Here is a 15487-nt window from a genome sequence, read left to right as displayed (position 1 = left end):
TCTCAGACCTCTCGCCTTTCTCCGTCATTGCGAGCGCAGCGAAGCAATCCAGTCTGTCTTCGCGGATGCATTTTCTGGGTTGCTTCGCTGCGCTCGCAATGATGGTGGATTACGGCTTCAGTATCACCCTGTCGCGCGAAGAACCGGCGACGGCGACGTACGCCTCCTTCGCGCGCTCCAGCGGATAGATCGCGTTCGCCTTGATCGGAAACGGTTTCAGATGGCCGCTCGCAAAACCCGGCCCAAGGTCGCGCAGCACCGCGCCCGTTGCGGCCGACGACAGGCCAAGCGTGTCGATGCCGACATAGGTGTGCTGTCCGCGATAGAATTCGAGGATGTTGAACTGCACGATGCGATCGATCGCGGCGATCAGAATCTGGCGGCCGCGCAAGGCCAGCGACTTGTGCGCGGCCTGAAAATAGGGATCGCCGACCGTGTTGAAGACGATGTCGGCGCCCTTGCCGCCGGTCAATTCGCGCACGCGCGCGGCGACGTCGGTGACGGAGGCGTCGATCACCTCGATGGGCGCGTTGGCGTGGCCTTCATAGGCTTCCGCCTTGCGCACCACGCCTATGACGCGCGCGCCCTGCCAAGTCGCGATCTGCACCGCGGCCTGGCCGACCTTGCCGTTGACGCCGAACACCAGGACAGTCTCGCCGCTCTTCGGCACGCCGGCGCGGCGAAAGCCTTCCATCGCGGTGACGAAGGGCACGCCGATGCCGGCGGCCTCCTCCCAGGACACCGTCTTCGGCTTCTCCACGACCGCATCGGCTTCGACCACGAGATGGCTCGCATGGGTGCCGTCACGACGGATGCCGAGATCGCCGGAGGAGCCGAACACTTCGCGCCCGATTGTGCCGGTGGGCCCGTCGATCACCACGCCGGCGTAATCGCGGCCGGGGGTCCGGGGGAACACGGCATAGGGCATCAGCCCGGTCGCAGCCTTGACGTCGGACGGATTGACGGCGGCGGCCTTCACTTCGATCAGCAGATCGTTCGGCCCACGCGCGAGCATCCGGCGCTCAACGATCGGTGCAAGCGCAGCGGCATTTTCAGCTTTGGCGTTGAGGCGCACGCAGCGCGCTTCGACGGTTTTGGCATCGGCTGACATGAAAAGACCCGCGATTTCTCGCGGGCCTTGTCGCCTCTGGAGCCAGTCGAGTCAATCCGTCCCGTCAGTCCTTGGGCCGCTTGTCGTAGAGCCGCTTGGCCTTGCCGAGCGAGCGCTCCAGCGTCGCGGGCGCAACCACCTGCACCCTGGAGCTGACGCCGATCGTGTTCTTGATGTGGGTCGAAATCCGGTCCGCATGATCGACGAGCCCGCGGCCGTCCCAGCTCTCGGGCCGTGCCTCGGCGATGATGGTCAGCTCGTCCATGCGGCCCTCGCGGGTGAGTTCCAGGATGAAGTGGCCGCCGCACCAGTCGGTCGCGAGCAGCACCTCCTCGATCTGGGTCGGGAACAGGTTGACGCCCCGCAGGATGATCATGTCGTCGGAGCGGCCCGTCACCTTCTCCATGCGCCGCATGCCCGGCCGCGCCGTGCCCGGAAGCAGCCGCGTCAGGTCGCGGGTGCGATAGCGGATCACCGGAAAGGCTTCCTTGGTGAGCGAGGTGAAGACCAGCTCGCCCTTCTCGCCGTCCGGCAGCACAGCGCCGGTCTCGGGGTCGATCACTTCCGGGTAGAAATGATCCTCCCAGATGTGCAGGCCATCCTTGGTCTCGATGCACTCCTGCGCGACGCCGGGGCCGATCACCTCGGACAGGCCGTAGATGTCGGTCGCGTCCATGTCGAAGGCGTCCTCGATCTCGGCGCGCATCGCGTTGGTCCAGGGCTCGGCGCCGAAGATGCCGATCTTGAGCGAGCACTGGCGCGGATCGAGCTTCTGGCGCTTGAACTCGTCGAGGATCGCGAGCATGTAGCTCGGCGTTACCGTGATGATGTCGGGCCGGAAATCGTTGATGAGCTGCACCTGCCGCTCGGTCATGCCGCCGGAGATCGGCACCACCGTGCAGCCGAGCTTCTCAGCGCCGTAATGCACGCCGAGACCGCCGGTGAACAGGCCATAGCCGTAGGCATTGTGGATGATCATGCCGGTGCGGCCGCCAGCGGCGCGGATCGAGCGCGCCATCACCTCGGACCAGGTGTCGATGTCGCGTTGCGTGTAGCCAACCACGATCGGCTTTCCGGTCGTGCCGGAAGAGGCATGCACCCGCACCAGTTTTTCGCGCGGCACGGCGAACATGTTGAAGGGATAGTTGTCGCGCAGGTCCGTCTTCACCGTGAACGGAAATTTCGCGAGATCGGAGAGCTCGCGAAAATCGGACGGATGCACGCCCGCCGTGTCGAAGGCCTTGCGGTAATGCGCGACGTTGTCGTAGGCGTGCTTCAGCGACCAGGCCAGCCGCTGCTTCTGCAGCGCCATGATCTCGTCGCGCGAGGCGCGCTCGTGCGCGTCCATCTCGGCGTTATAGGCGCTGCCACCTTCCTTGAGCCTCGTCAGAGCCATCCTCGTTTCCCCACGTTGTCTGTTCTTTTCTTCTTTTTGGTCTTATTGATCTTGCGCCGGCAGCCATTTGCCGGGAATGACGCGCGAATGTCCGCGGAATTCCGCGATGACGACCTCGCCCGCCGTGACACGCACGTCGTAGATGCCGGAGCGGCCGGCGCGGGTGATTTCCCGTCCCTTGGCGATGAGACGATCGCCAAGCTTGCCGGGCTTGATGAAGGTGATCTGGCCCTGCGCCGCCACGACGCGCTCATTGTGCGAATTGCACGCGAACGCGAAGGCGGAATCGGCGAGCGTGAAGATGAAGCCGCCATGGGCAATGCGCTGGCCGTTGACCATGTCCGGCCGCACCATCATTGCGAGCGTCGCAAAGCCCGGGCCGATCTCGACGATCTCCATGCCGAGGCCCTTGGAGGCATCGTCCTCGGCCCACATCGCATCGGCGCAGGCGCGGGCGATATCCTCAGGCGACAGGGCGGCTTTGACGTTCACGCGCTTCTCCCGGCTGTTTGCACGCAATGTTCTGCTGGTTGGACAACACTGTCAAACATGGTCGTAATCGACGACGACCCGCTCCGTAGAAGGCTTGGCCTGGCAGGTGAGAACAAAACCGGCCTTCAGCTCCCACGGTTCCAGCGAATAGTTGATGTCCATCGGCGCCTCACCCTCGACCAGCTTGGCGCGGCAGGTCGAGCACATGCCGCCCTTGCAGGCGAAGGGCAGATCGACGCCGGCGCGCAGGGCGGCATCGAGGATCGCCTCGTCCTCGGCGACGGGCACGTCGCGGCGCTTGCCATCGATGATCAACGAGGCGATCGCCTTCGGCGGCGCGTCGGGCGCAACCGCCCTTCTCGGCCGCGGCTTGCCGCCGAATTCGGACACGAAGCGCTCGACATGGATGCGTTCGTCCGCGATGCCGAGATCGCGGCAGGTCGCCTCGATGTCCTCGCTCATGCCAAGGGGACCGCAGATGAAGACATGATCGACGCTTTCCGCCGGCACCAGCGAGCGGAGCAGCACCCTCACCTTCTCGCCGTCGAGCCGGCCATGCAGGATCGGGATGTCCTGCTCCTCGCCGGAGATGACGTGAAAGATCGAGAGACGATCGATGAACCGGTCCTTGAGTTCCTCGAGCGCTTCGAGGAACATGATGTTGTCGGTGGTGCGGTTGCCGTAGAACAGGAAGAAGCGACTGTCCGGCTCGCGCGCCAGCACGCCCTTCACGATCGACAGGATCGGCGTGATGCCGGAGCCGGCAGCGAAACCGACGTGAATGCACGCCCCATCTGCCGGCGGGACCACGCCAAAGCGGCCGGTTGGCGTCATCACGTCGAGCTCGTCGCCGCATTTGAGATCGTCGGCTGCCCAGCTCGAAAACGCGCCGCCATCGACCTTCTTCACGGCGATACGGATCTCGCCGTCATCGGGACCGGAACAGATCGAATAGGAGCGGCGCACCTCTTCGCCGTCGAGCATGGTGCGCAGCGTCAGGTACTGGCCGGGCGTGAAGGCGTAATCGCCGGCGAGTTCGTTGGGGATTGCGAAGGTCATCGACACGGCGTCCGTGGCCTCGCGGCGGAGGTCGCTGACGGCGAGGCGATGGAAGCGCGGTGCGGCTGCGGACATCACGGGCACCCTCGTTCGGTCTCTAAGTCGTCATTGCGAGCGAAGCGAAGCAACCCAGAGTCTTTCCGCGGAAGCAGTCTGGATTGCTTCGTCGCAAGAGCTCCTCGCAATGACGGCGGGGCTGGCATCGTGCGCCTCAATGACATTTGAAATAGTCGAAGGGTTCGCGGCAGGCCTTGCAGCGCCAGAGCGCCTTGCAGGAGGTCGAGCCGAACTCGGACAGCAGCTCGGTCTTGTCCGAGCCGCATTGCGGGCACGCCACCGTCTGCGCGCCGAACAGCGCGCGGCGCGAGCTCGAGGCTTGCGGCGGCGCGATGCCGTAGGCGCGCAGCTTCTCGCGCCCCTCCTCGCTCATCCAGTCCGTGGTCCAGGCCGGCGACAGCACGGTGCGGACCTTGGGCTGATGGAAGCCGGCGCTCTCCAGCGCGACCTCGATTTCGAGCGCGATCATGTTCATGGCCGGGCAGCCTGAATAAGTCGGCGTGATCGCGACCTCGACATGATCGCCGTCGAGAACGACGTCGCGGAGGACGCCGAGATCGGCGATGGTCAGCACCGGGATTTCGGGATCGACCACGCTAGCCGCAGCGTTCCAGGCACGCTGGCGCAGCTCGCCATCACGCTCCAGCACCGTCACCATGTCAGCCCCGGAAACGTTCGCTGCATCGATTGCAGCTCCGACAGGAGATGGCCGAGATGCTCGCTGTGGCGGCCGGAGCGGCCGCCCTGCTGCATCCAATCGTTCTGCGGCAGCGCGAGCGTTGCCTCGCGGGCGACATCGGTGAGCGTCGTCAACCAGCGCGCGCGCAAGCTCCCGGGATCGACAGCAATGCCGGCATCGATCAGGGCGCGCTCGCCGTCATCGACGGCAAACATCTCGCCGGTAAAAGCCCAGAGATTTTCGATCGCAGCCTGCGCGCGCCGGTGACTCTCCTCAGTGCCGTCGCCGAGCCGGATGATCCATTCCGAGGCATGGCGCAGATGGTAGGCGCTCTCCTTCTCCGATTTCGCAGCAATCGCCGCCAGCGTCGCATCGCGCGAGCTCATCATCGTGCGCCAATAGAGATCGGCGAAGGCGGAATAGAAGAACTGCCGCACCAGGGTCTGGGCAAAATCGCCGTTGGGCTGCTCGACCAGCAGCAGGTTTCGGTACTGCCGCACGTCGCGCAAGTAAGCGAACTTGTCCTCGTCGTTATCCCTGCCTTCGGCCTTGGCGGCAAAGCTGTAGAGCTCCCGCGCCTGACCGATGAGGTCCAGCGCGATGTTGGAGAGCGCCATGTCCTCTTCCAGCATCGGCGCATGCCCGCACCATTCCGACAGCCGATGACCGAGGATCAGCGCATCGTCGGCGCGGCGCAGCGCGTAGAGCACCAGCGGCGTTTCCGAGACCTGGATGTTGGCGACCGCCATCACATGTGCCCCACTTCTTCCGGCACTTCGTAGAACGTCGGGTGCCGGTAGATCTTGGATTCCGCCGGCTCGAACATCATGCCCTTCTCGGCTGGATCGCTCGCGGTGATCGCGCTCGAGGGCACGACCCAGATCGACAGGCCCTCGCCGCGGCGGGTGTAGATATCGCGGGCGGCCTGCAGCGCCATCGTCGCGTCGTTCGCATGCAGCGATCCCACATGCTTGTGCGCGAGCCCATTGCGGCTGCGAACGAAGACTTCCCACAGCGGCGTGTTCGGCGTGGCCATTTCGATCTCCTATTCTGCAGCTTGGGCGGTCTGACGCTGGGCGCGCTTGGCGACATAGACGGCGGCCGCCTCGCGCACCCAGGCGCCCTCCTCATGCGCCTTGCGGCGCGCGGCGATGCGCTCGCGGTTGCAGGGGCCGTTGCCGGCGAGCACCTGCTTGAACTCGCTCCAGTCGATCTCGCTGTAGCGCCAGTGCCCGTCGGCATCCTGAATCATTCCGGGATCGGGAATGGTGAGGCCGAGATATTGCGCCTGGGGCACGGTGGCGTCGACGAACTTCTGGCGCAGTTCGTCATTGGAGAAGCGCTTGATCTTCCACTTCGTCGAGGTGTCGCTGTGCTGGCTCGTCGCATCCGGGGGACCGAACATCATCAGCACCGGCCACCACCAGCGGTTCAGCGCATCCTGCGCCATCGCCTTCTGCTCGTCCGAGCCGCGGCACAGCGTCACCATGATCTCGTAACCCTGGCGCTGGTGGAACGACTCCTCCTTGCAGACGCGGATCATCGCACGCGCATACGGTCCGTAGGAGCAGCGGCACAGCGGGATCTGGTTCATGATCGCGGCGCCGTCGACCAGCCAGCCGATCGTGCCGATGTCCGCCCAGGTCAGCGTCGGATAGTTGAAGATCGAGGAGTATTTTGCCTTCCCCGCGAGCATGGCGTCGACCAGCTCCTCACGCGAGGAGCCGAGCGTCTCGGCGGCGGCGTAGAGATAGAGCCCGTGGCCGCACTCGTCCTGCACCTTGGCAAGCAGCGCGGCCTTGCGGCGCAAGGTCGGCGCGCGCGTGATCCAATTGCCTTCGGGCAGCATGCCGACGATTTCGGAATGGGCGTGCTGGGAGATCTGGCGAGTGAGCGTCTTGCGATAGGCCGCCGGCATCCAGTCGTTCGGCTCGATGCGCTCCTCGACATCGATGCGGGCCTGGAATTGCGCAGCTTTGCCTGCATCCTCCAGATCGCGGTCAGCGGTCTCGGCCGTGTTCAGCGCCTGGGTGTACATGCGCATCCTCCCGTTTTATTGGGAGATAATATATAACAAGATTCACGTCATGCAAGATATTTCTGTAACATAACGGTCAGGCGCCGAACCTCCGTTCCAGCAGCTTTCGCGCCGCTGGCAACGCCCCTTTTTCATTGGTTCCATGGCTGTCGAGCCATTGTTCAGACGGAGCAAGCAGCGCGCGGTAGATCGCGCCGCAGAGTTCGCGTGCAGCCCTGCCCGGCCAATCCGGCGGCAGCAGGCTCTCGGGCAGCAGCGGATCGCGCAGCACGACGCGGCGGTAATAGTGGATCAAGAGGATCCGCGCGGTGAAGGCGTCGGCGTCGGACAAATCGGTGCCGCGCGCAATCGCGGCGCGCAGCGGCTCGAAGGTCTTCATGAATTTCAGGTAGGCATCGGCGGTGCGATCGAGCGGCCAGCTCGCGCTGAGCAGACGGCGGCCGCTGTCATTCTCCGCGGAGACCTCGAGGCGGATCGCGCCCGCTGCCTCCTCCGGCATCGGCACACCTGACGGCGCCACCCACACGCCCGGCAGCGGGCTGCCGAAGCCAGCATTGCGCAACGCTTCGCGCGAGGCGTCGCGATCCTCGCCATTGCCGATCAGCAGCAGCTCGAAGCGCCCGGTCCAGTCGGACGGCGGCGGATCGTAGATGTGGCGCGTCGCGGCCTCGAACGTCTGGCGGCCCTTGTCCGCCAGGCGATAGAAACTGTTGCGGCCGACCTTCTCGCGCGTCAGCCAGCCGTCGGCAGCAAGGCGCGACATCGCGGTGCGCACCACGCCGCTGTCGATATCGAGGCTCTCGAAGAATTCCAAGAGCGTGCCGAGCCACACCGAACCACCGCGCGGCACGATGGCGTCGCCGAACACGGTGATGACGATGGAGCCGGTGCGCGAGGGCTCGCGCTTGAGCTGGTCGATGATGCGTGAGAGCGGATGCGCCATGCACGAGGCATAGCGCGTTTGGTGCGGGCGCGACAATGGAGGGAAGCGACGGCTCTTGCTCTCCCTCTCCCCGTTCTTACGGGGAGAGGGCTGGGGTGAGGGGCTGCATCAGCAAACACATTGGTAGATGGATTCGTGGAGAGCCCCCTCACCCGGATTGCATTCTTCGATGCAATCCGGCCTCTCCCCGCAAGCGGGGAGAGGCGAAGGATCACCTGTGCGGGTCGGGATAGGCCAGGCTGCGCCAGCCGCTGCGATCGAACGGGCGCCATTGGCCTTCCTTCTGCGCGAGGCGATCGGCCACGGCATAGACCGCGGCGGGATGATGGCCCATGCCGCAATGGCTGCTTTCGACCTCGATGCTCTCGGTCTGTGCGCCCGACTTCTCCATGCAGCCCTGCCAGGCGCAGACGCCGTCGGTGCGGCTGAAGATGGCGGTGGTCGGCACCGGCGGCGGCACGGCGAGCTCGCCGCCAAAGCGCGGATCGACCTCGTCGGCCTTGCGCCCGCTCGCCCATTCGTAGACGCGCCAGGCATTGGTCGAGCGCGGATCGCCGGCAAAGGGACTGCCGAGGGTGATCACCTGGCGTACGCGCTCCGGCATCATCTTGGCGAGCTGGCGCGCGTAGAGACCGCCGAGGCTCCAGCCGACCAGGCTGATCTTGCGGCCATGCGTGTCGGTGAGCTCATGGACCAGATCGACCATCGCGTCCTGAACGCCCTCGCGCAGGCCATAGTTGCGCCCCTGGCGCCAGCCGCTGACCGCATAGCCCTTGCTGGTCAGAAACGCGCGCAGCGCGCGTGTGGAGACATCGGACGCCACGAGGCCCGGAAGCACCAGCACCGGATGCCCATCGCCGCGCGGCGCAAGGCTCAACAGCGGCAGCGCGCCGAGGAATGCGCCGAACTCGTGAATCGCCCGCCCCTCCAGAAACATCAAGGTGCGGGACGGCGGGCGCAGCATCTGGGCAGTTGCGGTCATCAATGTTTCCCCTGGGAAGAATTCCTGGAAAGGCCGCCGGCGCTGGGACCGGCAAATCGGCATGAATTCCAATGCACCGGCTTCTTGATCGTTCCGCAGCGCAACATGAATCAGCTAGGCAGCCGGTTCCCGACATTCAAGCGGGACAGACGCGAGGCGACAATAGGCCCGCGCGTTAATGCTAACGGCCGTGACGCAAAAGTCACAACAATCGGAGCAGGGATTCTACGGTGTAGAGCACGAGCCCGGCGAGCCCACCGATCAACGAGCCGTTGAAGCGGATGTATTGCAGGTCGCGGCCGATGTTGATTTCGATCAGCGAAATCAGCTGCGTCATATTCCACGCCTTGACCTGATCGGAGATGAAGGTCGAGACGCCGCTCTTCTGGTCCGCGACGAAGCTGCGCAGCACGGTCACGAGACCCTTGTTGATCTCGCCGCGCAGCTCGGCATCGCTGGCGAGCGCCTCGCCGGCGGAGACGAACATCCCGGCGAGATGATGTTGCAGCACCTGCGTCTCGCCGCTCGCGCTGCGCTCGATGAAGGAGCGCGTATTGGCCCAGACGGTGCGGGCGAGGTCGGCAAGCTCCGGCCGCGCCAGCAGATCGCGCTTCAAGCTGTCAATGCGGTCGATATAGGCCTGGTCGGTGCCGAGCCGGTCGACGAAGCCCAGCACCATGCGGTCGAACTCGCCGCGGAACGGATGCTTGGGATCGCTGCGCACTTCGTTGAAGAAGGCCGTCGCGGAGGCCACGATCTTGTTCACCAGAAACTTGTCGGCGCGATAGAGCTTGAGCAGGGTCGGCAATTCCGCGCGCACCTTCTCGCGGATCATCGCCATCGTCTCTGTCTGGTTCAAGGTCTCGTGCATCACGCGCAGGAGATCGTCGAACAGGATCTGGTGCCGTCCCTCCGCGACGAAGCCCCGCAGCGTGCCGGCCGCGAGCGGCGCGAGGTCGATCGCCTGGAGCTGTGAGGACATGCGGCGGATGATGAAGGTCATCAAGCCGGAGCTTTCGGTTGCCGACACCGCCTCCGGCAACAGACGCAGTGCGAAGCGCGCAAGGTCGTTACTGCGTTTGCGGTCGCGCAGCCAGTCGGCAACGAAGGAGCCGAAATCGATCTCTTTCAGCTTGGCCTCGACGGGACCCGCCTCCAGGAAATGCACCTGGATGAATTCGCCGAGCTTGTCGGCGATGCGGGCCTGGTTGCTCTGGATGATCGCCGTGTGCGGGATCGGCAGGCCGAGCGGCCGCTTGAACAGCGCCACCACCGCATACCAATCGGCGAGCCCGCCGATGGTCGCAGCTTCGGCGAAGGCGGCAATGAAGCCGAACACGGGATGCACGGGCAGCAGCCACTTTGCGAAGACGAACAGTGCCAGCGTCGAGGCCAGCACCAACGTCGCCAGCGCTTTCACGCGGCGCAGCTCGGCCGCTCGTTCGGCATCGCCCGGAGTGTCGAAGGAGAAGGTGGCAGATGAGTCCATGACTGCATCACAGTACTCGTCATTGCGAGCGAAGCGAAGCAATCCAGTCCGCCTCCGCGGAAAGACTCTGGATTGCTTAGCTTCGCTCGCAATGACGGCGGCGCCAAACAAAAGGCCCGCCGAAGCGGGCCTCAAATTCAGTTTGTGCTCAGGCACCAGATCAGGCGGTCTTGTTGTAGACCTTGGCAAAGTTGTCCTGAGCGGACTTCGCACCGTTGGCGGCGAGCTTGCCGAGATAGTCGGCGGTCGCCTTGGCGCGCGAGACGAACACTTCACCGCGGGCGCGGAGCATGCTCGACTGGATCTCGACGGCTTCGCTGACCGACTTGGCGGACGCGAGCTTGTCGATGCCCGAGAAGAACGCCTCGGCGTCCTCATAGATCGCCTGCTGGATGTTGCGGCTGATCTTGCCGGCTTCGGTGACGGACTCGGTCACCGCGTTCTCGACGGCGGCGGTCACGCGCTCGGAGCCAGCGAACACCTCGGCAGCACGGTCCTTGGCGGTGTTGGCGGTCTTCTTGACGAATTCGCGGGCGGCCTCGGGAACTTCCAGGTTCTGGATGTTCTTGAAAGCGTCCTTGAAGCCCTCGAAAGCGGTGTTGGTTTCAGTGGTCATGGGGTTCTCTCCATCCTCAAAGGTCTGAGCTATGGGCTCACCCCGTCCGCATTGGCCCGGGGCACGGCTTATATGGCACGGTTAATTGTGCGATGCAATATTCGTATTGCACTGCGATATCACGAAATCGTGAAGAGCCTTAGCCGGAGGCATCGTGGTGCCTCCCTAGCCATTGGGCTTCAGAATCGGCCCGATCCGGCCCTAATGCCGGACGGCGCTGCTAGTGCTGGACGGCGCCTGGCAGCCCATAGGCCTCCATCTGAGCCTGGACCTGCGCAATGTTATGGCCGAGCACGACGATGTCATGGGTCTTGCCGTCGACGTCCCGCACATGGTCCCGCAGCAGGGCCTCGGCCTTGAAGCCGAGACTCTCGAACAAGGCGATCGCTGCCTGCTGATCCACCGTCATCTGGACCGAGAGCTTTTCCAGGCCTGCCCCGAGCGCGAGGGCAAAGGTCTCCTGCGACAACGCCTTGCCCACGCCCTTGCCGCGGACCTCGGGCGAAACCACCATGCGGATCTCGCCGACATGAGGCGACCAGGAATGGGGATCACGCACCAGCGTGCCGCAGCCGACGACCTTGTCATCCCTGACCGCGAGCAGGCTCGTGATCGCACCCCGCTCGATCTCCTTGACCCAGGCGGAGAGCACCTTCGGCTCGCTGATGTTGCGGGGGAGGAACAGCAGATCATGGGTCGGCAGGCCCTTGCCGAAGGCCAGCACGGCGGCCTCGTCCGCGGGCGACATCAGGCGGATCTCGATATCGCCGGCGTCGGTCTTGACGTGGCGCGGATAGGAACGCTGCTCGCTCATGTCGATCTCTTTCCCAGCCAGGAATCCAGTTTCGGCCACAGCCGCTTCACCGCATTGGCGCCGGCAACGAGCGAGACGTGACCGCCCTTCAGCATCACCTCTTCCTTGTCAGTCGAGCCGATCTTGGCGATCAGGTGCTTGGCGGCGTCATAGGGCACGATGTGGTCGTGCTCGGCGACCGCATGCAGGATCGGCACTGTGATGTTCTCGAGCTTCGCCGCGCGACCTCCGACCGACATGGTGTCGTTGAACAGCTTGTTGTCCCACATCAGGTCCTTGGTGATGGTGCGGAAATATTCGCCGGCCAGCGGCAGCGTGTCGGTCGCCCAGCGGTCGAACATGCGGTACGACTTCACGAACTCGTCGTTCCAGATGTTTTCCCAGAGCTGGATCTGGCTCACCGTGCGCGAGGCCGGGCGCAGCATCTCGAACGAGGACAGGATCATCTCCGGCGGCACGTTGCCGACGCTGTCGACGAGGTGGTCGACGTCGAAATAGCGGCGGTCGGAGAAATTCGAGAACAGCTTCATCTCGCGGAAGTCGATCGGCGTGGTGAAGCAGATCAGGTTCTTCATCGGCCCGTCCTGGTGGATCGAGCCGTAGAGCAGCGACAGCACGCCGCCAAAGCAATAGCCGATGACGGAGACGTCCTGCTCGCCGGAATCGGCCTGCACGCGGCGGACGCAGTCGGGGATGAAGTCGAGGACATAGTCCTCCATGCGCAGGCTCTTCTCCTCCGGCCGCGGCGCGCTCCAGTCCAGCATGTAGACGTCGTAGCCACGCCTCAGCAGGAATTCGATGAAGCTCTGGCCGGGCACGAGATCGAGGATGTAGCCGCGGTTGGTCGTGGCCATCACGATCAGAACCGGCACGCGGTAGATCTCATCCGACATCGGCCGATAGTGATAGAGGCTCATCGTGCCGCGCGAATGCAGCACATCCTTTGGCGTCGAGCCGAGCGTGGGGCCGGAGGTCGAGAAATATTCGACGCCCTTGATGCTGCGCTGAATCGCGCGCTGCACCTCGGACTGGATGCGCTCCGGGATCGAGGCAAGATCAAGTCCCGCCGGCGCGTTCATTTTTGGTCTCCGCCTTCGGATGGCGGACGCTTGGTGCGCGGCGGCCGCGGCGCGGCGCCGGGTTGCTGCGCGCCCGAATTGGCCGACATCTGGCTCAGCATCGACTTGATCTCGCCGAGCTGGCCCTCGATCGACTGGAGCCGTTCCGCGATGCCGGTCATCTGCTCGCGGCTCGGCAGGTTCATCGAGAGCAGGTATCTCTCCATGAGATCGCCGAACTGCTTCTGAGCACCTGCAGCAACGCCGCCGGCGCGGTTCATGGCCTGCGAGAATTCGGGCGTATCCATCGCCTTGGTCGCGAAGGAGTTGAAACCCTTCTCCATTTCGCCAACCATCTTCTGCCACAAGGCGACCGGATCGGTGATCTTGTCGGTCATCAGCGTCCTCCCAATGCGGAGGGCTTTGCACCCTTCTTGTCCCGCCATACCACACCGTTGCGCGGTGCCGGTCAACCGGCAAGCAGCAGGCGCGGCGTCGGACACGCCGCTTCTTCGCGGAACGAAACCGTGCGATACAGCATCGGTCAGCAGGAGGGACCCGTGACCGCCCATCAGCCGCCCCAGACCGTCCGCGCCAACGGCATCGACATCTGCTACGAGATCTTCGGCAATGACAATGCCGAGCCGCTGCTGCTGATCATGGGCCTCGGCGCACAGATGATCCATTGGGACGATGCGTTCTGCGAGCAGCTCGCCGCCCGCGGCTTCCGCGTGATCCGTTTCGACAACCGCGATATCGGCAAGTCGAGCCATCTCAGCGGCGGCAAGCGCCTGACGCCGTTCGAGCTGCTGAAGCTGCGCTTCTTGCGGATCCCCGTGGCCGCCACCTACAAGCTGATCGACATGGCCAAGGACACGGTCGGCCTGATGGATGCGCTCGGCATCAAGTCGGCGCATCTCGTCGGGGCGTCCATGGGCGGCATGATCGCGCAGGAGGTGACGCTGTCGTTTCCGCACCGCGTGCGCTCGCTGACCTCGATCATGTCGACGACGGGCAATCCGCGCGTGCCGCCCCCGACCCGCGAGGCCGCCGCGATGCTGATGGCGCCGCCGCCGCGCAGCAAGGAGGAGTTCATCGTCCGCTACGGCCAGACCTGGAACGTGTTGCGCGCCGGGCACTTCCCGGAAGAGGAAGCGCTCGACCCTGGCCGCGCCGAGCGCGTGTTCGCACGCGGGCTCAATCCCGCCGGCGTCGGCCGCCAGCTGCGCGCCGTGCTCGCCTCCGGCAGCCGCAAGGAGCGGCTGCACGGCGTGAGGGCACCGACGCTCGTGATTCACGGCACCGTCGATCCGTTGGTCCGCCCCGAAGGCGGCAAGGACACGGCCGCGTCGATCCCGAACGCAAAGCTGCTGATGATCGAGGGCATGGGCCACGCGCTGCCCATGCGCTTCTGGCCGGAGATCATCGACGCGATCGACAAGCACGCGCACGGCGCGGCGGCGCAGGCGGCCTAGGCCGGCCAGTCTCCTCTCGGTGACCATGTGAGCTGCCGGTGCCCGTCTTAACGTGGGTTCCGATGAAGGCTATACAAGCCGTCTCAGACGCCAAACAGAGGCGCGGCCTCTCGGAGCTCACATGAATTTCATCATCCGATCCGCGGCAATGATGGCCGCTTCCATTCTCATATTGTCTCTTGCCGGCGGCGCCGCGATGGCCGCCAGCGCGCAGGAAGAAGCCAACCGCCAAACCGTGCTGGCCTTCTATGAGAAAGGCCTCAATCAGAAGGACGCCGACGCCGCCCTCGCCTATGTCGGCAACCGCTACGTCCAGCACAATCCAACCGCTCCCGACGGGCCCGACGGCTTCCGGAAGTTCATCGGCTTCCTGCGCGAGAAGTTTCCGAACTCGCGCAGCGAGATCAAGCGCAGTTTTGCGGAGGGTGACTTCGTCATCTTGCACGTTCATTCCGTTCGCGAGCCCGGCACCAGAGGCCGCGCAATCGTGGACATCTTCAAGCTGGAGAACGGCAAGATCGTCGAGCACTGGGACGTCGTTCAGGAGATTCCTGAAAACCCCGCGAACGGCAACACGATGTTCTAGCCCTGGGTCGTTGCCTAGCCCTTCCGCGCGATCCAGATCATGTGGCGCGCGCCGCCGCCTCTGCCGGTGGCGCGAACGTTGACTTCGTTGACGTCGAAGCCGGCGCGCTTGAGACGCCCTGTGAACTCCGGATTGGGTCCCGACGACCAGACGGCCAGCACGCCTCCCGGCCGCAGCGCCGTCTTCGCGACCTGCAGCCCGCTCGCATCGTAGAGCGCGTCATTGCCCTTCCGGGTCAGTCCCTCGGGCCCGTTGTCGACGTCGAGCAGGATGGCGTCGAAAGCCGAACGCTTCGCCCGGATGACTTCGCCGACGTCGATCTCGCGAATGCTCACCCTGGCATCATCGAGGCTGTCGCCGAACACCTCCGCCATCGGACCCCGCGCCCAGGCGACGACCGACGGGACCAACTCGGAGACGACGATCTTCGCCTGGGCTCCGAGCACGGCCAGCGCCGCACGTAGCGTGAAACCCATGCCGAGACCGCCGATGAGAACGACGGGTTTTGCGACTTTCTCGATCTGCTTCGCGGCAAGCGTGGCGAGCGCCGCTTCCGACCCCGACAGGCGGCTGTTCATCAGCTCGTTGGTGCCGAGCTTGATGGAGAACTCCTTGCCCCGCCGCATCAGGCGGAGCTCCTCGTCGGAACCGGGGACTTTGGCGGTGTCGAGCTTTTCCCAGGGAATCATGGG

General features: G+C 64.7%; 18 protein-coding genes. 2 read left to right on the top strand and 16 right to left on the bottom strand.

The window, feature by feature from the left end:
- Window positions 1-109 precede the first annotated feature (109 nt).
- From N2602_RS12470 to N2602_RS12400, 15 genes are all read right to left on the bottom strand, one after another.
- Window positions 110-1111, bottom strand: a complete 1002-nt coding sequence (locus N2602_RS12470) for a zinc-binding alcohol dehydrogenase family protein (RefSeq protein ID WP_260382805.1) — start codon at window positions 1109-1111, stop codon at window positions 110-112.
- A gap of 64 nt (window positions 1112-1175) precedes the next feature.
- Window positions 1176-2507 (bottom strand): phenylacetate--CoA ligase PaaK, encoded by a 1332-nt coding sequence (gene paaK, locus N2602_RS12465; protein ID WP_172784040.1) that lies wholly within the window; start codon window positions 2505-2507, stop codon window positions 1176-1178.
- A 42-nt stretch (window positions 2508-2549) separates the two neighbouring features.
- Complete coding sequence (gene paaI / locus N2602_RS12460; RefSeq protein WP_260382804.1) at window positions 2550-2999, bottom strand: hydroxyphenylacetyl-CoA thioesterase PaaI; 450 nt, start codon at window positions 2997-2999, stop codon at window positions 2550-2552.
- Window positions 3000-3050: 51 nt separating this feature from the next.
- Window positions 3051-4133, bottom strand: a complete 1083-nt coding sequence (gene paaE / locus N2602_RS12455; RefSeq protein WP_212254852.1) for a 1,2-phenylacetyl-CoA epoxidase subunit PaaE — start codon at window positions 4131-4133, stop codon at window positions 3051-3053.
- Window positions 4134-4269: 136 nt separating this feature from the next.
- Window positions 4270-4773 carry a 1,2-phenylacetyl-CoA epoxidase subunit PaaD gene (gene paaD, locus N2602_RS12450; protein WP_260382803.1) on the bottom strand — a complete coding sequence of 168 codons (504 nt, stop codon included), beginning with the start codon at window positions 4771-4773 and terminating at the stop codon, window positions 4270-4272.
- Window positions 4767-5543 carry a 1,2-phenylacetyl-CoA epoxidase subunit PaaC gene (paaC, locus tag N2602_RS12445; protein WP_260382802.1) on the bottom strand — a complete coding sequence of 259 codons (777 nt, stop codon included), beginning with the start codon at window positions 5541-5543 and terminating at the stop codon, window positions 4767-4769. The genes paaD and paaC overlap by 7 nt, the downstream gene beginning before the upstream one ends.
- The gene (gene paaB / locus N2602_RS12440) at window positions 5543-5830 is read right to left on the bottom strand and encodes a 1,2-phenylacetyl-CoA epoxidase subunit PaaB (RefSeq protein ID WP_260382801.1); all 288 of its coding nucleotides are present in this window, start codon (window positions 5828-5830) and stop codon (window positions 5543-5545) included. The genes paaC and paaB overlap by 1 nt, the downstream gene beginning before the upstream one ends.
- Before the next feature lie 9 nt (window positions 5831-5839).
- On the bottom strand, window positions 5840-6832 hold the full coding sequence (paaA, locus tag N2602_RS12435) for a 1,2-phenylacetyl-CoA epoxidase subunit PaaA (protein ID WP_260382800.1): 993 nt from the start codon (window positions 6830-6832) through the stop codon (window positions 5840-5842).
- Window positions 6833-6908: 76 nt separating this feature from the next.
- On the bottom strand, window positions 6909-7775 hold the full coding sequence (gene paaX, locus N2602_RS12430) for a phenylacetic acid degradation operon negative regulatory protein PaaX (RefSeq protein WP_260382799.1): 867 nt from the start codon (window positions 7773-7775) through the stop codon (window positions 6909-6911).
- A 211-nt stretch (window positions 7776-7986) separates the two neighbouring features.
- Window positions 7987-8757, bottom strand: coding sequence for a triacylglycerol lipase (locus N2602_RS12425; RefSeq protein ID WP_172784033.1), 771 nt, complete (start codon window positions 8755-8757; stop codon window positions 7987-7989).
- A 202-nt stretch (window positions 8758-8959) separates the two neighbouring features.
- Window positions 8960-10246 (bottom strand): DUF445 domain-containing protein, encoded by a 1287-nt coding sequence (locus N2602_RS12420; RefSeq protein WP_260382798.1) that lies wholly within the window; start codon window positions 10244-10246, stop codon window positions 8960-8962.
- Between the two features lie 160 nt (window positions 10247-10406).
- On the bottom strand, window positions 10407-10862 hold the full coding sequence (locus N2602_RS12415; RefSeq protein WP_212254845.1) for a phasin: 456 nt from the start codon (window positions 10860-10862) through the stop codon (window positions 10407-10409).
- A 220-nt stretch (window positions 10863-11082) separates the two neighbouring features.
- Complete coding sequence (locus N2602_RS12410; protein ID WP_172784031.1) at window positions 11083-11676, bottom strand: GNAT family N-acetyltransferase; 594 nt, start codon at window positions 11674-11676, stop codon at window positions 11083-11085.
- A complete protein-coding gene (locus N2602_RS12405; protein ID WP_260382797.1) occupies window positions 11673-12755 on the bottom strand; it encodes an alpha/beta hydrolase in 1083 nt (360 codons plus the stop codon). Before N2602_RS12405 ends, N2602_RS12410 begins: the two co-directional genes overlap by 4 nt.
- On the bottom strand, window positions 12752-13132 hold the full coding sequence (locus N2602_RS12400; protein WP_260382796.1) for a hypothetical protein: 381 nt from the start codon (window positions 13130-13132) through the stop codon (window positions 12752-12754). The genes N2602_RS12405 and N2602_RS12400 overlap by 4 nt, the downstream gene beginning before the upstream one ends.
- A gap of 162 nt (window positions 13133-13294) precedes the next feature.
- On the opposite strand from N2602_RS12400, the gene N2602_RS12395 reads away from it, so the two are divergent.
- Complete coding sequence (locus tag N2602_RS12395) at window positions 13295-14209, top strand: alpha/beta fold hydrolase (protein WP_172784028.1); 915 nt, start codon at window positions 13295-13297, stop codon at window positions 14207-14209.
- A gap of 121 nt (window positions 14210-14330) precedes the next feature.
- Window positions 14331-14795, top strand: a complete 465-nt coding sequence (locus N2602_RS12390) for an ester cyclase (protein ID WP_260382795.1) — start codon at window positions 14331-14333, stop codon at window positions 14793-14795.
- Window positions 14796-14809: 14 nt separating this feature from the next.
- Here the strand turns inward: N2602_RS12390 and N2602_RS12385 are convergent, their stop codons facing one another.
- Window positions 14810-15484 (bottom strand): spermidine synthase, encoded by a 675-nt coding sequence (locus N2602_RS12385; RefSeq protein WP_172784026.1) that lies wholly within the window; start codon window positions 15482-15484, stop codon window positions 14810-14812.
- Window positions 15485-15487: the final 3 nt, after the last annotated feature.

Origin of the sequence: Bradyrhizobium sp. NC92, assembly GCF_025200865.1 — a bacterium.
In the GTDB taxonomy this organism is placed as follows: domain Bacteria; phylum Pseudomonadota; class Alphaproteobacteria; order Rhizobiales; family Xanthobacteraceae; genus Bradyrhizobium.
Note: the sequence above shows the minus strand (reverse complement) of the source record. Positions and strands in the feature narration are given on the sequence as shown.

What these genes read in the sequence shown, in the direction of transcription:
- N2602_RS12470 (WP_260382805.1), bottom strand. Translation starts at nt 1,111, where the DNA reads ATGTCAGCCGATGCCAAAACCGTCGAAGCGCGCTGCGTGCGCCTCAAC.
- paaK (WP_172784040.1), bottom strand. Translation starts at nt 2,507, where the DNA reads ATGGCTCTGACGAGGCTCAAGGAAGGTGGCAGCGCCTATAACGCCGAG.
- paaE (WP_212254852.1), bottom strand. Translation starts at nt 4,133, where the DNA reads ATGTCCGCAGCCGCACCGCGCTTCCATCGCCTCGCCGTCAGCGACCTC.
- paaD (WP_260382803.1), bottom strand. Translation starts at nt 4,773, where the DNA reads ATGGTGACGGTGCTGGAGCGTGATGGCGAGCTGCGCCAGCGTGCCTGG.
- paaC (WP_260382802.1), bottom strand. Translation starts at nt 5,543, where the DNA reads ATGGCGGTCGCCAACATCCAGGTCTCGGAAACGCCGCTGGTGCTCTAC.
- paaB (WP_260382801.1), bottom strand. Translation starts at nt 5,830, where the DNA reads ATGGCCACGCCGAACACGCCGCTGTGGGAAGTCTTCGTTCGCAGCCGC.
- paaA (WP_260382800.1), bottom strand. Translation starts at nt 6,832, where the DNA reads ATGTACACCCAGGCGCTGAACACGGCCGAGACCGCTGACCGCGATCTG.
- paaX (WP_260382799.1), bottom strand. Translation starts at nt 7,775, where the DNA reads ATGGCGCATCCGCTCTCACGCATCATCGACCAGCTCAAGCGCGAGCCC.
- N2602_RS12425 (WP_172784033.1), bottom strand. Translation starts at nt 8,757, where the DNA reads ATGACCGCAACTGCCCAGATGCTGCGCCCGCCGTCCCGCACCTTGATG.
- N2602_RS12420 (WP_260382798.1), bottom strand. Translation starts at nt 10,246, where the DNA reads ATGGACTCATCTGCCACCTTCTCCTTCGACACTCCGGGCGATGCCGAA.
- N2602_RS12415 (WP_212254845.1), bottom strand. Translation starts at nt 10,862, where the DNA reads ATGACCACTGAAACCAACACCGCTTTCGAGGGCTTCAAGGACGCTTTC.
- N2602_RS12410 (WP_172784031.1), bottom strand. Translation starts at nt 11,676, where the DNA reads ATGAGCGAGCAGCGTTCCTATCCGCGCCACGTCAAGACCGACGCCGGC.
- N2602_RS12405 (WP_260382797.1), bottom strand. Translation starts at nt 12,755, where the DNA reads ATGAACGCGCCGGCGGGACTTGATCTTGCCTCGATCCCGGAGCGCATC.
- N2602_RS12400 (WP_260382796.1), bottom strand. Translation starts at nt 13,132, where the DNA reads ATGACCGACAAGATCACCGATCCGGTCGCCTTGTGGCAGAAGATGGTT.
- N2602_RS12390 (WP_260382795.1), top strand. Translation starts at nt 14,331, where the DNA reads ATGAATTTCATCATCCGATCCGCGGCAATGATGGCCGCTTCCATTCTC.
- N2602_RS12385 (WP_172784026.1), bottom strand. Translation starts at nt 15,484, where the DNA reads ATGATTCCCTGGGAAAAGCTCGACACCGCCAAAGTCCCCGGTTCCGAC.